The sequence below is a fragment of the Rhodospirillaceae bacterium genome, assembly GCA_016712715.1.
In the GTDB taxonomy this organism is placed as follows: domain Bacteria; phylum Pseudomonadota; class Alphaproteobacteria; order Dongiales; family Dongiaceae; genus Dongia.
In genome coordinates, this window is record JADJQM010000001.1 from 1,025,654 (window position 1) to 1,041,291 (window position 15,638).

Below are 15,638 nucleotides of genomic sequence, written 5' to 3' on the forward strand. Positions count from 1 at the left end.
AGAGGAAAGGACGGCTGACATGAAGAACGCCCCTGAAAATCCGCCGGCCGACTATGCGCGGCAGGCCGCCAATCAGCTTGGCACACAGGAAGAGTCCGGGGCCTTGGAGAGCATCAGCATTTGTCTTGGCGCCAATGAGCGAGGTTGGCTGGAGCTGACCTGGTCATCCACAAGCCCCGACAAGTGGGACTGGGTTGGAATCTTCCCCTCCCTCGACGCGCCGGATGATGCCCAGGAAACGTGGAAATGGGTCTCCGGAGGGGCTCCGTTTGTCCCGTGGGATATGGCGCGACCGGGCGTGCAAGCCCGCTACATGCGCTGGGATGAACAATTGAGGAAGTATGTCGCGCTCAGGCGCACGCCGCCCATTCCGTCGCGTGTTTCGTCGCAAAGATACCCGCTCTCCCGTTGGATGTCCTACCTGCCGTTCGATGATGTGCCGATCTCTTGCCTAAACCTGCCCGGCACCCATGACAGTGGTGCCTACCGAACGTGGGTCGGAGAAGCCACCACGCAGAATCTGTCCATACCGGAACAACTCAGCGCCGGCATCCGCTTCTTGGATATCCGGCTGAAGGAGAAGGACGGCAAACTGGCACTTTATCACGGCCCCATTCCACTCTCCCTGACGTTCTCCGATGTCCTCACGGCCGTGGCCGATTTCATTGCCGCCAATCCGCTCGAGTTCATTGTCATGTCGGTGAAAAACGAAGAGCGGGATGACAGCGACGGCACCAGCTTCGCGAGCCTCGTTCGAGATGGGTACCTCAAGGCATATGGAAGCCTTGTCATTACCGACGATACCGTGCCGAGCCTACGCGCGGCCCGCGGTCGAATCGTGCTGATGCGCCGGTACAAGCTGCCACAAATAGGATTTAGTCACGGTTACGGCCTCGACTTCTCCAGCGGCTGGGCCAACAACGCCAAGGACATGTCAATCAGCTACCGGAGCCGGAACGACCCAAGGGTAGTCGTCACGGCCCATCTGCAAGATTACTATGACACGGATAATGTCGTGGCCAAGTTCGACGCAATATCGAAGATGATCGACAAGGCGATCGTGGGGCCGGGAAGCGAGTTCTATATTAACTTCTCGTCGGCCTCCTCCGTGCCGGACCGCATCCCCTATCAAATGGCCATGGCGATCAATCCCAGGCTGTCCTCGGATCTCACGCGCCGTGCTTCTTGCATCCGGTTCGGCTGGTTCATGATGGATTTTCCCGACTTCACGACTGATCTGATTTACACGCTGGTGACCTCGAACGACTTGTCGCCATTGAAAGGGAAATTTCCTCAGCCCGCCCGCCATACGCCGGCATCGGTCGCTGAGATCCTGCGCTCGGGTGCGCAGCCGGTCTCCAACGGTCCGCATGATCTGGTGGTCGGGTTGGGTCCCTCGGAAAGAGGCTGGATGACGCTGTATTGGCAGGGGAGCACGCCGGGCACGTGGGATTGGATCGGTCTCTATGCCCAGGAGAGCGACAAGGACACCGACTTCATCCAAGGCAACAATTGGCAGTGGGCCAGCAGAAGCGGGAGTACGGGCATCGAGGGATATTTCGTGACGGAAAAGGCGGTGAGCAGCGGGAGCGGCTATCATGCCCGCTATCTTGTTTGGGATGAGACGGCGAAACTCTACCGATCCATTGCCCGCACACCACCCTACATCGTGAAGGTGTGCTCGTCTGCTTGATGGGATGGCAATCGCCGCCTGGCGACACCCGTCTCTCTATAGCTGCGGACCCAGCCCAGAAAAGGAGATGCCTTGACCGAAAGGCCGAAGCAGAGGGCCTTCATGAGGCGCGGGGTGATTTCGAGGCCGGGCTGCTTCTCGCTGAAAGAGCGATAGAGCAGTCCACGGGACAGGCCGGTCTCGTTGGCGACCTGCGCCATGCCGTTGCGCACGAGGACATCCGGCGCAAGATCAATTTAGCCTGCATCCTTCGTCGCGACAGCCCCGGTCATGGGCCGCGCAGGCGGGGCAGCCACGCGCTTGTTGATGGCCGGCGAAAAGGGGCGAGGACGACAGGAAGGGGTGGAGGCTTCTAGCGGATGGGACCATCGCTACCGCCCCCCTCCCGGCCTCCCCTAAAGGGGGGAGGAGTAGTCTACTGCGGCGGTGGTTGTACTATTTCCGGAAATGCTCCGCATACTGCTCCATGCCTTCCGGCACGGCGGCCCAGCCGTGGTCGGAGCGCATGAAGATGTGGCGGAAGGGGATCTCGCCCGGCTTCAGCCAGGATGAGTCGTCGAAGGTGCCGGCGGGGATCGAGCGGATCTCGGGCACGGCTTCCATGGTGAGGCCGAGATTGGTGCCGCAGGTGGCGCAGAAATGCTGGTCGAGCCAGCGGCCGGATTCATCCGACAGGTGGCGATAGACGCGCAAGGGTGCGCCCGTGAACCTCACGTTCGCATGCTTGAAGACAGCCTCCGTGCCGAAGGCCGAGCCGGTGCGGCGCTGGCACCAGGTGCAATGGCACATGCTGACGCGCTCCGGCAGGCCACGCGTCACATAGCGCACCGCGCCGCAGACGCAACCGCCTTCATGTTGATCGGACATCGTACCTGCTCCTCGCTTGGTTGCGGTTTTGGTTTGGTGGGAGTCGTCAGTTTCGCCCCCTCACCCTGACCCTCTCCCGCGAGGGGAGAGGGAATGGCTTCAAGACAGCAAGTGCGAGCTATTGCACTTGCCACAACCTGCCGCCGGTCATGGGTTGAGGCACGCCGGTCGTGGTGGGATAGCTTAACGGCAATCCCGCAAGGCTGCGCAAGGCGAGATAGGCGAAGGCCTGGGCTTCAAGGGCGTCGCCGTTCCAGCCCACTTCATCGACACCGCGCACGGGGGCATCGAGGCGCTCGATGAGTGCCTCCATCAGCACGGGGTTATGCCTTCCGCCGCCGCACACCAGCCAGTTCTGCGCGGGCGCGGGGAAGAGATGCACCGCGCGGGCGATGGCGGCCGCCGTGAAGGCGGTGAGGGTCGCGGCACCGTCCGCCGCCCTGAGATGATCGACCATCTTGGAGTGGAAGGCGTTGCGGTCGAGGGATTTCGGGGCCGGGAGATCGAAGAAGGGATGGCTCAGCAAATGCGCCAGCACATCGTCGTCGATGCGGCCAGCCCGCGCGAGAGCCCCGCCGAGATCGACCGGGCGGCCCTCATGACGCTGCGCCCAATCGTCGATGAGCGCGTTGCCGGGGCCGGTGTCGAAGGCAAGCAACGCGCCGTCACGACCGATCCAGGTGACGTTGGCGACGCCGCCGATGTTGAGCACGGCCAGCGGCCGCTTGACCTCGGGCGGCAGCATGTCGGCCAGCGCCTTGTGGAAGATCGGCACCAGCGGCGCCCCCTGCCCGCCCGCCGCCACGTCCCTACTGCGGAAGTCGTTCACCACATCGATGCCGGTGAGTTTCGCCAGCAGCGCGCCGTCGCCGATCTGCCAGGTGTGGCGCTCATGGGGGGCGTGGTGGATGGTCTGGCCGTGGAAGCCGATGACGGCGATGTCGGTCGGCAGCATTGCCGCCTTCAGCAGGAGCAGGCGCACCGCCTCGGCATGGCGTTCGGTGAGTTCGCGGGCGACGGCGTCGATTTCGGTCCTCGGCCCCTTGCCGCCATAGCAGGCTTTGAGGCGGTCGCGGAAGGCTGGCTCATAGGCCACCGAAAGCTCGGCGCCGAAGTCGTGGATGCGTTCGGCATCGGCCCGGATGAGGGCCGCGTCCACCCCGTCGCCGGAAGTGCCGCTCATCAGCCCGATCGCCCATTTTACCGCCATTTAAGGCCCCCTCACCCCAACCCCTCTCCCCAGAGGGGCGAGGGGCTTCCTGTTAAGCTCACTCGAAACTCCCTCGCCCCGCGCCGCCGACGAAGGTCGGCATTCGCCTCCGGGGCGGGGAGAGGGTCGGGGTGAGCGGTAACACCCCGTCCTGTAAGTACAAAGCAGCCGATTCTTGCCCCGCTTGGCCCCTCTCGGCCGAATGTGTTACATGACCGGCCACAAGACAAGCAACGCCCAACGAGTCAGTCCCATGTTCCAGCCGCATTCCCCCTTCCTGCGCGATTTCGTCGCCCGGGGCTATCTGCACCAATGCACCGCCATGGAGGAGCTCGACGCCCTCGCAAAACCGGGCGCCAAGGGCGGGCCGCTCATCGCCTATATCGGTTTCGATGCGACGGCGGATTCGCTGCATGTGGGATCGCTGGTCCAGATCATGATGCTGCGCCTGCTGCAGAAATCGGGCGGCAAGCCGGTCGTGCTCATGGGCGGCGGCACCACGAAGGTGGGCGACCCGACGGGGCGCGACGACATGCGCAAGGTGCTGTCCGACGCGGACATCGCGCGCAACATCGCCGGTATCAAGAAGATCTTCGCGCAGTTCCTGACCTTCGGCGATGGCCCCACCGATGCCATCATGGTCAACAATGCCGACTGGCTGGACAAGCTCAACTATCTTGAGTTCCTGCGCGACTATGGCCGGCACTTCTCGGTCAACCGCATGCTGGGCTTCGATTCCGTGAAGATCCGGCTGGAGCGCGAGCAGCCGCTCACCTTCCTCGAATTCAACTACATGATCCTGCAGGCCTATGACTTCCTGGAACTGTCGCGGCGCTACAAATGCGCGCTGCAACTGGGTGGCTCCGACCAGTGGGGCAATATCGTCAACGGTGTCGAGCTCGGGCGCCGCTGCGACGATGCTTCGCTCTATGGCCTCACCTCGCCGCTCATCACGCTGGCGTCGGGCGCCAAGATGGGGAAGTCGGCGGCGGGCGCCGTGTGGCTCAACGAGGAGCGCCTGAGCGCCTATGACTACTGGCAGTTCTGGCGCAACACCGAGGATGCCGATGTCGGCCGGTTCCTGCGCCTCTTCACCGATCTGCCTTTGTTGGAGATCGAGCGCCTTGCCTCGCTGGAAGGTGCCGAGATCAACGAGGCCAAGATCATCCTCGCCAATGAAGCGACCAAACTGTGCCGGGGCGAAGCGGCGGCAGCGGATGCCGAAGCCACCGCGCGCAAGGTGTTCGTCGAAGGTGGTTTGGGCGGCGATCTGCCGACCATTGATGTTCCGGCCGCCGATATCGGGGCCGGCATCGCTGCCATCGATCTCCTCGTGCTGGCGGGGCTCGTCACGTCGAAGAGCGAGGCGCGGCGCCTCATCAAGGGCAACGGCGCCAGGCTCAACGACCAGGCCATCAGCGACGACAGCTACAAGATCACGCGGGCCGACCTCAATGCGGACGGGGTGATCAAGCTCTCTTCCGGCAAGAAGAAGCATGTGGTGGTGCGCCTTAGCTGACGGCGCTGCGCGGCAGGGCTGCTATTTCCGCCAGGCGATCAACCGTCTTGCCGCCTCGGCCATGTCGGCGGTGGCACCGCTGAAGCAGAAGCGCATGTAGTGACGGCCGCGCGCCGGATCGAAATCGATGCCGGGGGTGGCGGCGATGCCGGTTTCGGCCAGCATGCGCCGGCAGAAGCCGAGGCTGTCATCGGTGAGCTTCGCCACATGGGCATAGATGTAGAAGGCGCCATCGGTGCTGGTGAGATCATCGAAGCCCGCACGCGGCAGCTCGTTCAGCAGCAGTTCGCGGTTCTGTGCATAGCGCGCGACATTGCCCTGCAATTCCTCATGCGCGTCGAAGGCGGCACCACCGGCCAATTGCGAGAGCGATGGCGCGGAGATGAAGAAATTCTGCGCGAGGCGCTCGACCGGCTTCACGAGGTCGTCGGGCAGCACCATCCACCCTAAGCGCCAGCCGGTCATGCTGAAATATTTCGAGAAACTGTTGATGACGATGGCACCGTCATGGCATGCGGCGCTACTGGCATGGGTCCCGAAGGTGATGCCGTGATAGATCTCGTCGGAGACGAGGCGCACGCCGTTCTTCGCGCACCAGGCGGCGATGACGTCGAGCTCGGCCGCCGGCAGCACCGCGCCCACCGGGTTCGAGGGCGAGGCGATGATGAGGCCGTCGAGCCTGCCTGCCAGCGCCTCAAGGGCGGCGATGGTCGGCTGGAACTTGGTCTCCGGCCCGGTCTCGATCAGCACCGGTTCGAGGCCAAGCGCGGCGAGGATATGGCGGTAGCAGGGATAGCCCGGCATCGCGAGCGCCACCCGGTCGCCGGGATCGAAGGCGGCGAGGAAGGCCAGCAGGAAGCCGCCCGAGGAGCCGGTCGTGACCGCGATCCGCGAGGCGGCCACGTCGATGTCGTAGAACTCGCTGTAATGCTGGGCGATGCGGCGGCGGAGCGCCGGCACCCCCAGGGCATCCGTATAGCCGATGAGGTCGCGATCGAGGGCCTTCTGCGCCGCTTCGCGCACGGCGCGGGGTGCCGGCGTCGAGGGCTGGCCCACTTCCATATGGATGACGTCGCCGCCGCTTGCCGCCCGTTCGTTGGCAGCACGCATCACTTCCATGACGATGAAGGGATCGATCGCCGCGCGGCGCGAGGCCTTGAGCGCCATGATCGGACCGGCCCGCCCTATTCTTCGCCGAGGATGGAGGCGAGGCCGTTGCCGCGGTAATCGTTGCGCAACTGGCAGCTGTCGGGATCGGAGGGCACGCCGCCGCTGCAGAAGATGGTGTTCAAGCGGCCAATGCGGACACCGGCGTTCTCATCGAAGCGCTGGTCGCCGGCGTCGAAGGCGCGCGGCAATTGCATCGCCTGGTCGAGCGGCATGGCGCGCTTCATGACGCCGTCCAGCACCAGCGCCTCGGCCAGGGCACCGGCGGCGCCACCCGCGGCACCGCTCAGGAAATAGACCTGGCCGTTATACTGGCTGGCCACCATCACCGGCGACAGGGTCGAATAGCCGACGCCCTGGTCGTTGGGTGCGGGCGCCAGCACGATGCCGGTGCCCGGCGCCACGCGGGCGGAGCCGAAAGGCGCGTTCATGGTGAAGGTGCAGGCGACCGCGACACCGTCTGAATCGATGGCGACGATGCTGGCGGCGCTGGTATTTTCCTGCGGCAGGCCGACGCTGGTCTGGGCGGCGAGCGCCTGCACCTTGTCGGGCGAGAGCAGATCGGCGGGCGGCACCGTCGTGCTGCCATCGGGCTGCATCCAGCCGGCGCGCGCGGCCATGATGTTCTGCGAGATGGCAGCCTGGCCGTTCGGCGAATTGTCGCCGCCCGACAGCATCGCCACCGCCTGCGCGGTGATGACACCGCCCGAGGCCGGCGGTGCTGCCACATAGAGGCTGAGATCGGTGAAGGGGGTTTCGAGCGGCGCGCTGATGGTGACCTTGTAATTGCGCAGATCGTCGATGGTGAGGGGGGCACCCAAAGCCTGCGCGCCTTCGACCAGTTTCTGTGCGAGGAGGCCGCTGTAGAAACTGTTGACGCCCTGGGCGCGGATCTGGCCCAGGGTCGCCGCGAGATCGACCGGGCGCATATTGTCGCCCTCGCCCAGCGGCGTGCCGTCGAGTTTCTGGAACGTCGCCTGCAGCGTCGGATCCTCGGTGAGCAGGCTGCCATATTGCTGGAGGTCGCGGGCCAGCGCCTTGCTGATGGGGACGCCTGTCGTGGCGAGGCTTTCCGCCGGCCCCACCAGGGCCGCGAACTGGATCTTGCCATAGCGCGCATTGAGCGCCGCCATGCCGCGCACATTGCCCGGCACCGCCACCGCGCCACCCGCCGCCGCCCGGGGCAGGAAGTCGATGACGTCGGTGGTCTTCTCGTCGGCATTGTGGGCGATGCAGATGCCGCCGCCGCCCAGGCCCGCGGCCGCCGGCATGGTCACGGCCATGGCGAAATAGGCCGCCACCACCCCATCGGCGGCATTGCCGCCGCCGGAGATGACCGTGCGACCAATCAGCGCCGCCCGCGGTTCGTCGGCCACCACACCGGCCCGGAAACCGTCAATCTGGGTGGCATCGGAGGCGACCGAGCGGGTATTTTCGCAGCTGCCGAGCAGAACCGGCATCAAAACGGCGGCCAGGGCGGTCCCGGCAGACAGCAAGGACGGCCGGGAATGGCGGCGCTTGCCGCTCTGGGGATGGCCGTTATGATAGGCAATCGACATGGTAAACTCCGCCCTGCTGACGATGATCGGGAACCGTTAATTCGGGGGGAGCATAGAGAAGGATGCCCGGATTGATCAACCGAGCCAGTGCGAGATGGAAGCTGCGGCCGGTTTTGGTCGTTTTAATGGTATTGGCGCTGGGCTTTCCGGTGCCGGTCCAGGCCCAGGCGCGCAAGCCCATCAGCCTGATCCGGGACGCCGAGATCGAATCGACCATCCGCGGCTATGCCGATCCGCTGTTCCGGGTGGCGGGGCTCGACCCCGCCGGCATCCGCGTCCTGCTGGTCAATGACGATTCGATCAACGCCTTCGTGGCCGGCGGCATGCGCCTGTTCATCAATACCGGCCTCCTCATGCGCGCCGACACCCCCAACCAGGTGAAGGGCGTCATCGCCCACGAAACCGGCCATATCGCCGGCGCCCATCTGTCGCGCATCCAGGAAGAGCTGGAGAATGCCACGATCGAGCAGATCATCGGCCTGGTCCTGGGCGGCGCCGCGGCGGTGGCGAGCGGCAAGGGCGAGGCACTGGTGGCCGGCGCCTCGCTCGGTTCCGAGATCGCCAAGCGCAACGTGCTCAAATATTCGCGCACCCAGGAAGCCGCCGCCGACCAGGCCGGCATGAGCTACCTTGATGCGACCAAGCAATCCTCGCGCGGGATGATGGAGTTCTTCGAGAAGCTCGACGGTCAGCAATTCCTGCTCGGCCAGAACCAGGATCCCTATCTGATCACGCACCCGCTCACCGGCGACCGCATCAGTTCGGTGCAGCAGCATGTGGACCAATCGCCCTATGCCGATGCCAAGGATTCGCCTGAGACCATCGCGCTCCATGAACGCATGGTGGCCAAGCTCAAGGGCTATCTGTGGCCGCTGTCGCAGATCGAGCGGGAGTTTCCGGAGAGCGACCAGTCGGTCGGGGCGCGCTACGCCCGTGCCATAGGCCTGTTTCGCGTGAGCCGCATGCCGGAGTCGCTGGCGATCATGGACAGCCTGTTGGCGGACTATCCGAACGATCCATTCTTCCAGGAGCAGAAGGCCCAGATCCTGTTCGAGAACGGCAAGCTCGCCGAGGCGCTGCCGCTCTACACGGCAGCTTTCGAACAATTGCCGATCGAGCCGCTGATCGGCCTGGAACTCGCACATGTCGAGATCGAGCTGGACGATCCGGGCCTCACCAAGCAGGCGATCAAGCATCTGGAGGCTGTCACCACGATCGAGCCGCGCAATAGCCGCGCCTGGTATTTCCTCGCCAAGGCCTATGGCAAGGACGGCAATCTGCCGATGTCGGCCCTGGCCCAGGCCGAGGAGGCCATGGCGAAGGGCGATTCCGACGAAGCCTGGGCGCAGGCCAAGCGTGCGCTCGACGGCATGGAAGTGGGTTCGCCGGGCTGGATCAAGGCCAATGACATCATCAGCGAAGCCCAGATGATCCGGGAAAACAACTAGCGCGCCCAGGCGCTGATTTCGCAACGCCGCCGCCCGCGCGGCCAATACTTCAAGGCTCGACCACATGTCCCGCTCACCGCTTCGACACCTGCCGATCGTCCTCGCTCTGGCGCTGGGGGCCGCGTCCCTCGCGATCAGCCTGGGCGTCATCAACCCCGGCAAACTGTCGCCATCCGCCGATGCCGCAACAGCTCCCGCACCTGCCGGTTTCAGCGCGGCAGAGACCGAGGAAATCGGCAAGATCTCGGCCGACCATCTGCTTGCCAATCCGGAGATCATCCGCGAGGCGATCCAGGCCCTGCAGGCCAAGGAAGAAGCCGCCAAGGCAAACAGCCAGGTCGAGGCGGTGAAACAGTTCAAGGATCAGATCTTCGCCGATGCCAACGCGCCCTTCGCCGGTAATCCCAATGGCGATGTGACGGTGGTCGAGTTCTTCGACTACAAATGCCCCTATTGCAAACAGGTGACGCCGGCGCTGGAAGGCCTGCTGAAATCCGACCCCGGCCTCAAGATCGTGTTCAAGGAGTTCCCGATCCTGGGCGAGCCGTCGCTGCTCGCGGCGAAGGCGGCCCTCGCCGCCGCCAAGCAGGACAAATACCTGCCCTTCCACACGGCACTGATGGCCCATCGTGGCACGCTCGATCTCAACTCGATCGCGACGGTGGCGGCTGCCAGCGGCCTCAACGCCGAGCAGTTGGTGACCGACATGCAATCGGATGAGATCGTCAACCAGTTGAGGGCCAATCACGACCTCGCACTGGCACTCTCGATCCGCTCGACCCCTACTTTCATCGTCGGCGACAAGGTGATGCCGGGGGCGCTCTCGATCGAGGACCTGCAGACCCTGATCAAGGACGCCCGCAAGGGATCGTAAGGCTCAGGGCTTCGCGCGCAAGGCGGCGAGTTCCGCTTCGCCCGGGAGATTGCCCGGCTCGTCGCGATAGGTGCTGGTGCCGATGACGGGCTCGCCCTGCCATTTCCGCTCAAGGGCCACCCGCTCCGGCTGGTCCTTGAACCAGCGGATGAACTCGTTGACCTTGGCCAGCAGGTCGTGGCCGGCGGCGGTGGCGGCGACACCCACCGCATAATACCAGGGTGCCCCGGCGAGATTGCCTGGCAGCAACTCGATCTTGCCGCGCCAGCGGCTTTCGGCGCCGGTCGCCGCCCAATAATAGATCGGCTGGTCGACCGCGAAGGCATCGACCACGCGGTTCACCAGGCAATCATGGATCTGGCTCTGGTCGGAATAGGCGATGAGGTTGGCAAGGCGCACCTTGCCGCCGGGCTTGGCGGCATTGGCCCCCCAGCGGATGCCGGCTGCCTCCAGGGTGGCGAAGGCACCGGGATCGTTGATGCAGCCGAGAACCTTGCCACCGAGATCGCCGATCCCGCGCACCTCCATGTCGCCGGCGCGTCGCGCCAGGATGTAATGAAGATAGGTGTAGCTTTCCGAGAAGGCCGTGCCGCGATAGGCGGCGTTGGGCGGGAGCGCGCTCCACACCAGATCGGCCGGCGCTTCGCCAGGCTGTGGTCCGAGATGCAGAAGCTCGGTGCATTGGTCCCAGGGATATTCGACGAAGTCCGGCTTCACGCAGAGCCATTTCGCAAAGGCCGTCGCATAGTCGATGTCGAGTCCGGTGAGCGGCCCACCCGGGCGCAGGCGGAAGGACAGGCCGACAAAGGCCGGCTCGACCGCGATGCGGATCTTGCCGCGGCGGCGGATATCGGCGAGGCGGTCGAAATCACGGCTGCTCGGCAGATGATGGGCCTGCAGAACGGCGCGCACCGCATCGGTCCCCTGCTCCAGGCTCGAAGCCAGTTCCTCGGCCAATTGCATCGACCAGCGTGACTTGCCGACGACGCCCTCGTTGCGCGCGGTGGCCTGGGGGACAGCGACGGAGATGACCCGGTTATTGTCCTTCAACTCGTCGATGCGCTGATTGATGGTGTGGAAATTGCCGTTGAGCCGGTCGAGTTCGCGTGCCAGATGGTCCGAAATATCCTGCAGCATGTGGTCGGATTTGGTCGCGGTCCCGGCGACGCGGTTCTGCACCTCGGTGAGGTCGATGCTGCGCCCGGCCTCCTTGGCACTCTGCATGGTGCGCTGTGCCAGTTGGCGCACCTCGCTTGCCACCACCCCGAATCCCTTGCCCTGCTCGCCGGCATGGACCGCCTCGATGGTCGCGTTGAGCGCCAGCAGGTTGACCGATTTGGCAATGCTCTCGATCTCGCGCAGGACCTTGTGGGCGTCGCCGGCCTTGCTTTCGATGGCCGACACCACCTGTTCCAGCTCGGCCTTGATGTTGGCGACGACGGCGGCCATTTCGGCGGCCAGCGACTGGCGGAGATCGCCGGCGATGCGCCCGCTGGCCATTACCGCCTCGGTCGATTGCTCAAGCGCCGAACTCATGCGCTGGCTGCGCTCGGCGATCTCACCCAGGGACAGGGTCTGGGCATCGAGCACACGGGCGATGCCGTGCTGCAGGCTCTCCAGACCCTCGAGGCCAGCCTCGACCAGCCGGGAATCAAGTGCGCGGGCCTCGGGAGACCCCTCCGAATTGGCCAAATTCACCCCCTGAGCATCTCGTGGCGCCGGCTTAAACTTCCGGACTAAAGTCACATAATTGTGCCTCATATTAAAAAATTGTGCACCACATTAAACAGGATCGAGGCAGGATCCCAAAACCGGCCTGCCCGCACCGGTTGCCCTCCCCTTCAGGCGCGGCTATAAGGGCCTCAAATCGCCGGTTTACCGCGCGAATTCATTGGGGAATCTCGATCTTGGCCAAATCGCCGACCATCCTCGTCCTCAACGGACCGAATCTGAACATGCTGGGGGTACGCCAGCCCGAGGTCTATGGGCGGGAATCGCTCGACGACATCGCAGCCGCCTGCGCCAAGAAGGCCAAGGCGCTGGGCCTGGGGCTGGAGTTCAAGCAGTCGAACATCGAAGGCGAGATGGTGACCTGGCTGCAGCAGGCGCGGGGGCGCCATGCCGGCATCATCATCAACCCGGCGGCCTACGGCCATACCTCGATCGCCCTCCTGGATGCGCTGCTGGTGACCGAATTGCCGGTCATCGAGGTGCATCTCTCCAACATCCATCGGCGAGAGCCGTTCCGCCATCAGACCTACGTCTCGCAGGCCGCCACCGGCGTCATTTGCGGGCTGGGCTCCCAGGGCTATCTTCTGGCGCTTGAGGCGATGGCCAATCTGATCACTCCGAAGAAGGCACGCGCATGAGTAAGTTCGATATAGATGAGGCGCTGATCCGCAAGCTGGGATCGCTGTTGAAGGAAACCGGCCTCACTGAGCTGGAACTTGAAAAAGACGGGCAACGCATCCGCGTCACCTCGCAGGCAGCGCCCGCCACGGTCGTGCACGCAGCACCGGTCGCCAATGTGACGGCACCGGCCGCAGCCCCGGCCAAGGCGGAGATCGCCAAGAACGCCCTCACCTCGCCCATGGTCGGCACGGCCTATCTGTCGTCGGAACCCGGTGGCACGCCCTTCGTCAAGGTCGGCGACAAGGTCGCCAAGGGCCAGACGGTGCTGATCATCGAGGCGATGAAGGTCATGAACCCGATCTCGGCCCCGGCAAACGGCGTGGTCAAGGAAGTCCTCATCCACGACGCGCAGCCGGTCGAATTCGGCGAACCGCTCATCGTCATCGAGTAACCAAGGATCAGCCGCGACGATGTTTGAAAAAGTCCTCATCGCCAATCGCGGCGAAATCGCGCTGCGCATCCACCGCGCCTGCCGCGAGATGGGTATCCGCACCGTGGCCGTCCACTCGACGGCCGATGCCGATGCCATGCATGTGCGCCTCGCCGACGAGACCGTATGCATCGGCCCGGCGCCGTCGCGGGATTCCTATCTCAACATGGCCGCGATCATTTCGGCAGCCACCATCACCGGCGCCGACGCCATTCATCCCGGCATTGGTTTCCTGTCCGAGAATGCGAAGTTCGCGTCCATGGTCGAGGAGCATGGCTTCACCTTCATCGGCCCGTCGCCGGATCATCTTTCCCAGATGGGCGACAAGGTCGAGGCGAAGCTGACCGCCAAGCGCTTCGGCATTCCCTGCGTGCCGGGATCCGACGGCGCCGTCACCGACGCCGATGCGCCGCGCATCGCCGAGGAGACCGGCTATCCGGTGCTCTTGAAGGCCGCCGCCGGCGGCGGCGGCAAGGGCATGAAGGTCGCCAACAATCCGGGCGAACTCATGGAATCCTTGGCCATGGCGAAGGCCGAGGCAAAGGCCGCCTTCGGCAACGACCAGATGTACATGGAAAAGTACCTCTCCCATCCGCGCCATATCGAGATCCAGATCCTGGCCGACAAGCACGGCAATGCGGGGCATCTCGGCGAGCGCGATTGTTCGCTGCAGCGCCGGCACCAGAAGGTGCTGGAGGAAGCGCCCTCGCCCGCCTTGAATGCCGACCAGCGCGCCGAAATCGGCGAGATCGCGGTCAAGGCCGTCAAGGCCATGGGCTACCGCTCGGTGGGGACGATCGAGTTCCTGTTCCAGGATGGGAAGTTCTATTTCATCGAGATGAACACGCGGCTCCAGATCGAACATCCGATCTCGGAAATGATCACCGGCATCGATCTGGTGCGCGAGCAGATTCGGGTGGCCTCCGGTGCGCCGCTGGGCTTCAGCCAGTCGGATATCACCTTCACCGGTCACGCCTTCGAATGCCGCATCAATGCCGAGGATCCGGTGACCTTCATGCCCTCGCCGGGCCTCATCACAGACTTCCATGCCGCGGGCGGCCTCGGTGTGCGCGTCGATTCGGCGCTTTATGCCGGCTACAAGGTGCCGTCGAATTATGACAGCCTCATCGCCAAGCTGGTGGTCCATGGCAAGACCCGCAACGAGGCCCTGATGCGGGCCCGCCGCGCGCTCGAGGAAATGGTCATCCTGGGCGTGAAAACCAACATCCCGCTGCACCAGCGCCTGGTCACGGCCCCGGACTTCATCAACGGCGATTACGACATCCGCTGGCTGGAGAAATTCGTCGGCATTTGACGCTGCGCCAAAGGTCCGGCACTCTCCCTGTCATGGGGTTGCGCCGGGACAGCAGAGGTCAAGATGTCCAACAGGGTCAAACCGCCGAAGATCACGCCAGAGATGCTGCTGCGCGCTTATGCGATCGGCATCTTCCCGATGGCGGAGGCGCGCAACGACCCCGAACTCTACTGGATCGACCCGGAGCAGCGCGGCATCCTGCCGCTCGAGAAATTCCACATCCCGCGCAGTTTGAAGAAGGCGGTCCGTCAGGGCCTGGCTTGTGACGAGGGCAGTTTCCGCGTCACCTGCGACCAGGCCTTCGAGGAAGTCATCGTCGGCTGCGCCGCCCCGGCGCCGGGCCGCGGGCAGACCTGGATCAACGACACGATCTTCGATCTCTGCCGCCAGCTCTTCGTCATGGGCCATGCCCACAGCGTGGAAGTATGGCAGGGCACGGAGTTGGTGGGAGGGCTTTATGGCATCAGCCTGGGGGGCGCCTTCTTCGGCGAGAGCATGTTCAGCCGCGCGACCGATGCCAGCAAGGTGGCGCTGGTGCATCTCGTGGCACGCCTGCGCCATGGCGGCTTCGTGCTGCTCGACACGCAATTCGTGACCAAGCATTTGAGCCGCTTCGGTACCATCGAGATCCCGCGCGACGATTACCGGATGCTGCTCAACCAGGCGCTGGCAAAGCCAGCCTCCTTCTATTCCGAGGTGCCGGACTCGGTGCTGTTGGAATTGGTGGGGGCGGGCGAAGCTTCGGCAGGCTGAGCTTCGGCAGGCTGATCCTGGACGGGCGGCTCGTCACTGGTGCAATCCAGCACCCAGAGATCATAGACCGGATGTTCGAGGGCCGAGAGTGCCGGGCTGGAGGCGAACATCCAGCCCTGGAAGCGCGGTTGCGCGGCTTCGCCCGGCTTCTCCTCGACCACGTCGAGGAAGGCCGAGGATTCCGGGGTCTCTTCCGGGGGATGCTTGTCGCAGGCCTTGGCGGTGATCTTGAGCGAGCCGAAGGTCACCGTGCCGCCCACCGGCACGGTGATGGTGGAGACGCGGGCGGTGATCTTGTCCATGGCGCGCAGCACGACATTGTCGCCGGGAATGGCCAAAGCGGCATGGCTGCCGAACAGGGTGGCAAGGGCAAGAGCCGCCGCCGCCATGC

General features: G+C 64.6%; 15 protein-coding genes. 8 read left to right on the forward strand and 7 right to left on the reverse strand.

Annotated features, from left to right (window positions below; all coding sequences use genetic code 11):
- The first annotated feature begins 19 nt into the window (after positions 1–19).
- Entirely contained in the window at positions 20–1,693 is a 1,674-nt protein-coding gene (locus IPK59_05155) for a phosphatidylinositol-specific phospholipase C (protein ID MBK8158181.1), read from the forward strand.
- On the opposite strand, the gene IPK59_05160 is transcribed toward IPK59_05155, so the two are convergent.
- The 3 genes from IPK59_05160 to IPK59_05170 all read right to left on the reverse strand — a co-directional run bounded on the left by IPK59_05160 (position 1,663) and on the right by IPK59_05170 (position 3,770).
- Complete coding sequence (locus IPK59_05160; GenBank protein MBK8158182.1) at positions 1,663–1,905, reverse strand: hypothetical protein; 243 nt, start codon at positions 1,903–1,905, stop codon at positions 1,663–1,665. The genes IPK59_05155 and IPK59_05160 overlap by 31 nt on opposite strands.
- A 223-nt stretch (positions 1,906–2,128) precedes the next feature.
- Positions 2,129–2,560, reverse strand: coding sequence for a GFA family protein (locus IPK59_05165; GenBank protein MBK8158183.1), 432 nt, complete (start codon positions 2,558–2,560; stop codon positions 2,129–2,131).
- Between the two features lie 118 nt (positions 2,561–2,678).
- Complete coding sequence (locus IPK59_05170) at positions 2,679–3,770, reverse strand: anhydro-N-acetylmuramic acid kinase (protein ID MBK8158184.1); 1,092 nt, start codon at positions 3,768–3,770, stop codon at positions 2,679–2,681.
- A gap of 253 nt (positions 3,771–4,023) precedes the next feature.
- Between IPK59_05170 and IPK59_05175 the strand changes: the two genes are divergently transcribed.
- Positions 4,024–5,289, forward strand: a complete 1,266-nt coding sequence (locus IPK59_05175) for a tyrosine--tRNA ligase (protein ID MBK8158185.1) — start codon at positions 4,024–4,026, stop codon at positions 5,287–5,289.
- Positions 5,290–5,310: 21 nt separating this feature from the next.
- Here the strand turns inward: IPK59_05175 and IPK59_05180 are convergent, their stop codons facing one another.
- The gene (locus IPK59_05180) at positions 5,311–6,456 is read right to left on the reverse strand and encodes an aminotransferase class I/II-fold pyridoxal phosphate-dependent enzyme (GenBank protein ID MBK8158186.1); all 1,146 of its coding nucleotides are present in this window, start codon (positions 6,454–6,456) and stop codon (positions 5,311–5,313) included.
- Between the two features lie 17 nt (positions 6,457–6,473).
- Entirely contained in the window at positions 6,474–8,015 is a 1,542-nt protein-coding gene (locus tag IPK59_05185) for a gamma-glutamyltransferase (GenBank protein ID MBK8158187.1), read from the reverse strand.
- A 62-nt stretch (positions 8,016–8,077) separates the two neighbouring features.
- Between IPK59_05185 and IPK59_05190 the strand changes: the two genes are divergently transcribed.
- Together IPK59_05190 and IPK59_05195 are read left to right on the forward strand one after the other, a co-directional pair.
- Positions 8,078–9,463, forward strand: a complete 1,386-nt coding sequence (locus IPK59_05190) for a M48 family metallopeptidase (GenBank protein MBK8158188.1) — start codon at positions 8,078–8,080, stop codon at positions 9,461–9,463.
- Positions 9,464–9,527: 64 nt separating this feature from the next.
- Entirely contained in the window at positions 9,528–10,337 is an 810-nt protein-coding gene (locus IPK59_05195) for a thioredoxin domain-containing protein (protein MBK8158189.1), read from the forward strand.
- A gap of 3 nt (positions 10,338–10,340) precedes the next feature.
- Here the strand turns inward: IPK59_05195 and IPK59_05200 are convergent, their stop codons facing one another.
- Complete coding sequence (locus IPK59_05200; GenBank protein MBK8158190.1) at positions 10,341–12,029, reverse strand: transporter substrate-binding domain-containing protein; 1,689 nt, start codon at positions 12,027–12,029, stop codon at positions 10,341–10,343.
- Between the two features lie 263 nt (positions 12,030–12,292).
- On the opposite strand from IPK59_05200, the gene IPK59_05205 reads away from it, so the two are divergent.
- The 4 genes from IPK59_05205 (at position 12,293) to IPK59_05220 (ending at position 15,247) form a co-directional block, all read left to right on the forward strand.
- Complete coding sequence (locus IPK59_05205) at positions 12,293–12,706, forward strand: 3-dehydroquinate dehydratase (GenBank protein ID MBK8158191.1); 414 nt, start codon at positions 12,293–12,295, stop codon at positions 12,704–12,706.
- Positions 12,703–13,140, forward strand: a complete 438-nt coding sequence (gene accB, locus IPK59_05210) for an acetyl-CoA carboxylase biotin carboxyl carrier protein (GenBank protein ID MBK8158192.1) — start codon at positions 12,703–12,705, stop codon at positions 13,138–13,140. The genes IPK59_05205 and accB overlap by 4 nt, the downstream gene beginning before the upstream one ends.
- 19 nt (positions 13,141–13,159) lie before the next feature.
- Positions 13,160–14,494, forward strand: a complete 1,335-nt coding sequence (accC, locus tag IPK59_05215; protein MBK8158193.1) for an acetyl-CoA carboxylase biotin carboxylase subunit — start codon at positions 13,160–13,162, stop codon at positions 14,492–14,494.
- A 63-nt stretch (positions 14,495–14,557) separates the two neighbouring features.
- Positions 14,558–15,247 (forward strand): leucyl/phenylalanyl-tRNA--protein transferase, encoded by a 690-nt coding sequence (locus IPK59_05220; GenBank protein MBK8158194.1) that lies wholly within the window; start codon positions 14,558–14,560, stop codon positions 15,245–15,247.
- On the opposite strand, the gene IPK59_05225 is transcribed toward IPK59_05220, so the two are convergent.
- The gene (locus IPK59_05225; protein ID MBK8158195.1) at positions 15,181–15,636 is read right to left on the reverse strand and encodes a DUF2155 domain-containing protein; all 456 of its coding nucleotides are present in this window, start codon (positions 15,634–15,636) and stop codon (positions 15,181–15,183) included. The genes IPK59_05220 and IPK59_05225 overlap by 67 nt on opposite strands.
- Positions 15,637–15,638: the final 2 nt, after the last annotated feature.

Excerpts from the sequence above, each read along its gene's own strand:
- IPK59_05155 (MBK8158181.1), top strand. The coding sequence starts at position 20 with ATGAAGAACGCCCCTGAAAATCCGCCGGCCGACTATGCGCGGCAGGCC.
- accB (MBK8158192.1), top strand. The coding sequence starts at position 12,703 with ATGAGTAAGTTCGATATAGATGAGGCGCTGATCCGCAAGCTGGGATCG.
- IPK59_05170 (MBK8158184.1), bottom strand. The coding sequence starts at position 3,770 with ATGGCGGTAAAATGGGCGATCGGGCTGATGAGCGGCACTTCCGGCGAC.
- accC (MBK8158193.1), top strand. The coding sequence starts at position 13,160 with ATGTTTGAAAAAGTCCTCATCGCCAATCGCGGCGAAATCGCGCTGCGC.
- IPK59_05190 (MBK8158188.1), top strand. The coding sequence starts at position 8,078 with ATGCCCGGATTGATCAACCGAGCCAGTGCGAGATGGAAGCTGCGGCCG.
- IPK59_05220 (MBK8158194.1), top strand. The coding sequence starts at position 14,558 with ATGTCCAACAGGGTCAAACCGCCGAAGATCACGCCAGAGATGCTGCTG.
- IPK59_05205 (MBK8158191.1), top strand. The coding sequence starts at position 12,293 with ATGCTGGGGGTACGCCAGCCCGAGGTCTATGGGCGGGAATCGCTCGAC.
- IPK59_05225 (MBK8158195.1), bottom strand. The coding sequence starts at position 15,636 with ATGGCGGCGGCGGCTCTTGCCCTTGCCACCCTGTTCGGCAGCCATGCC.
- IPK59_05195 (MBK8158189.1), top strand. The coding sequence starts at position 9,528 with ATGTCCCGCTCACCGCTTCGACACCTGCCGATCGTCCTCGCTCTGGCG.
- IPK59_05180 (MBK8158186.1), bottom strand. The coding sequence starts at position 6,456 with ATGGCGCTCAAGGCCTCGCGCCGCGCGGCGATCGATCCCTTCATCGTC.
- IPK59_05175 (MBK8158185.1), top strand. The coding sequence starts at position 4,024 with ATGTTCCAGCCGCATTCCCCCTTCCTGCGCGATTTCGTCGCCCGGGGC.
- IPK59_05185 (MBK8158187.1), bottom strand. The coding sequence starts at position 8,015 with ATGTCGATTGCCTATCATAACGGCCATCCCCAGAGCGGCAAGCGCCGC.
- IPK59_05165 (MBK8158183.1), bottom strand. The coding sequence starts at position 2,560 with ATGTCCGATCAACATGAAGGCGGTTGCGTCTGCGGCGCGGTGCGCTAT.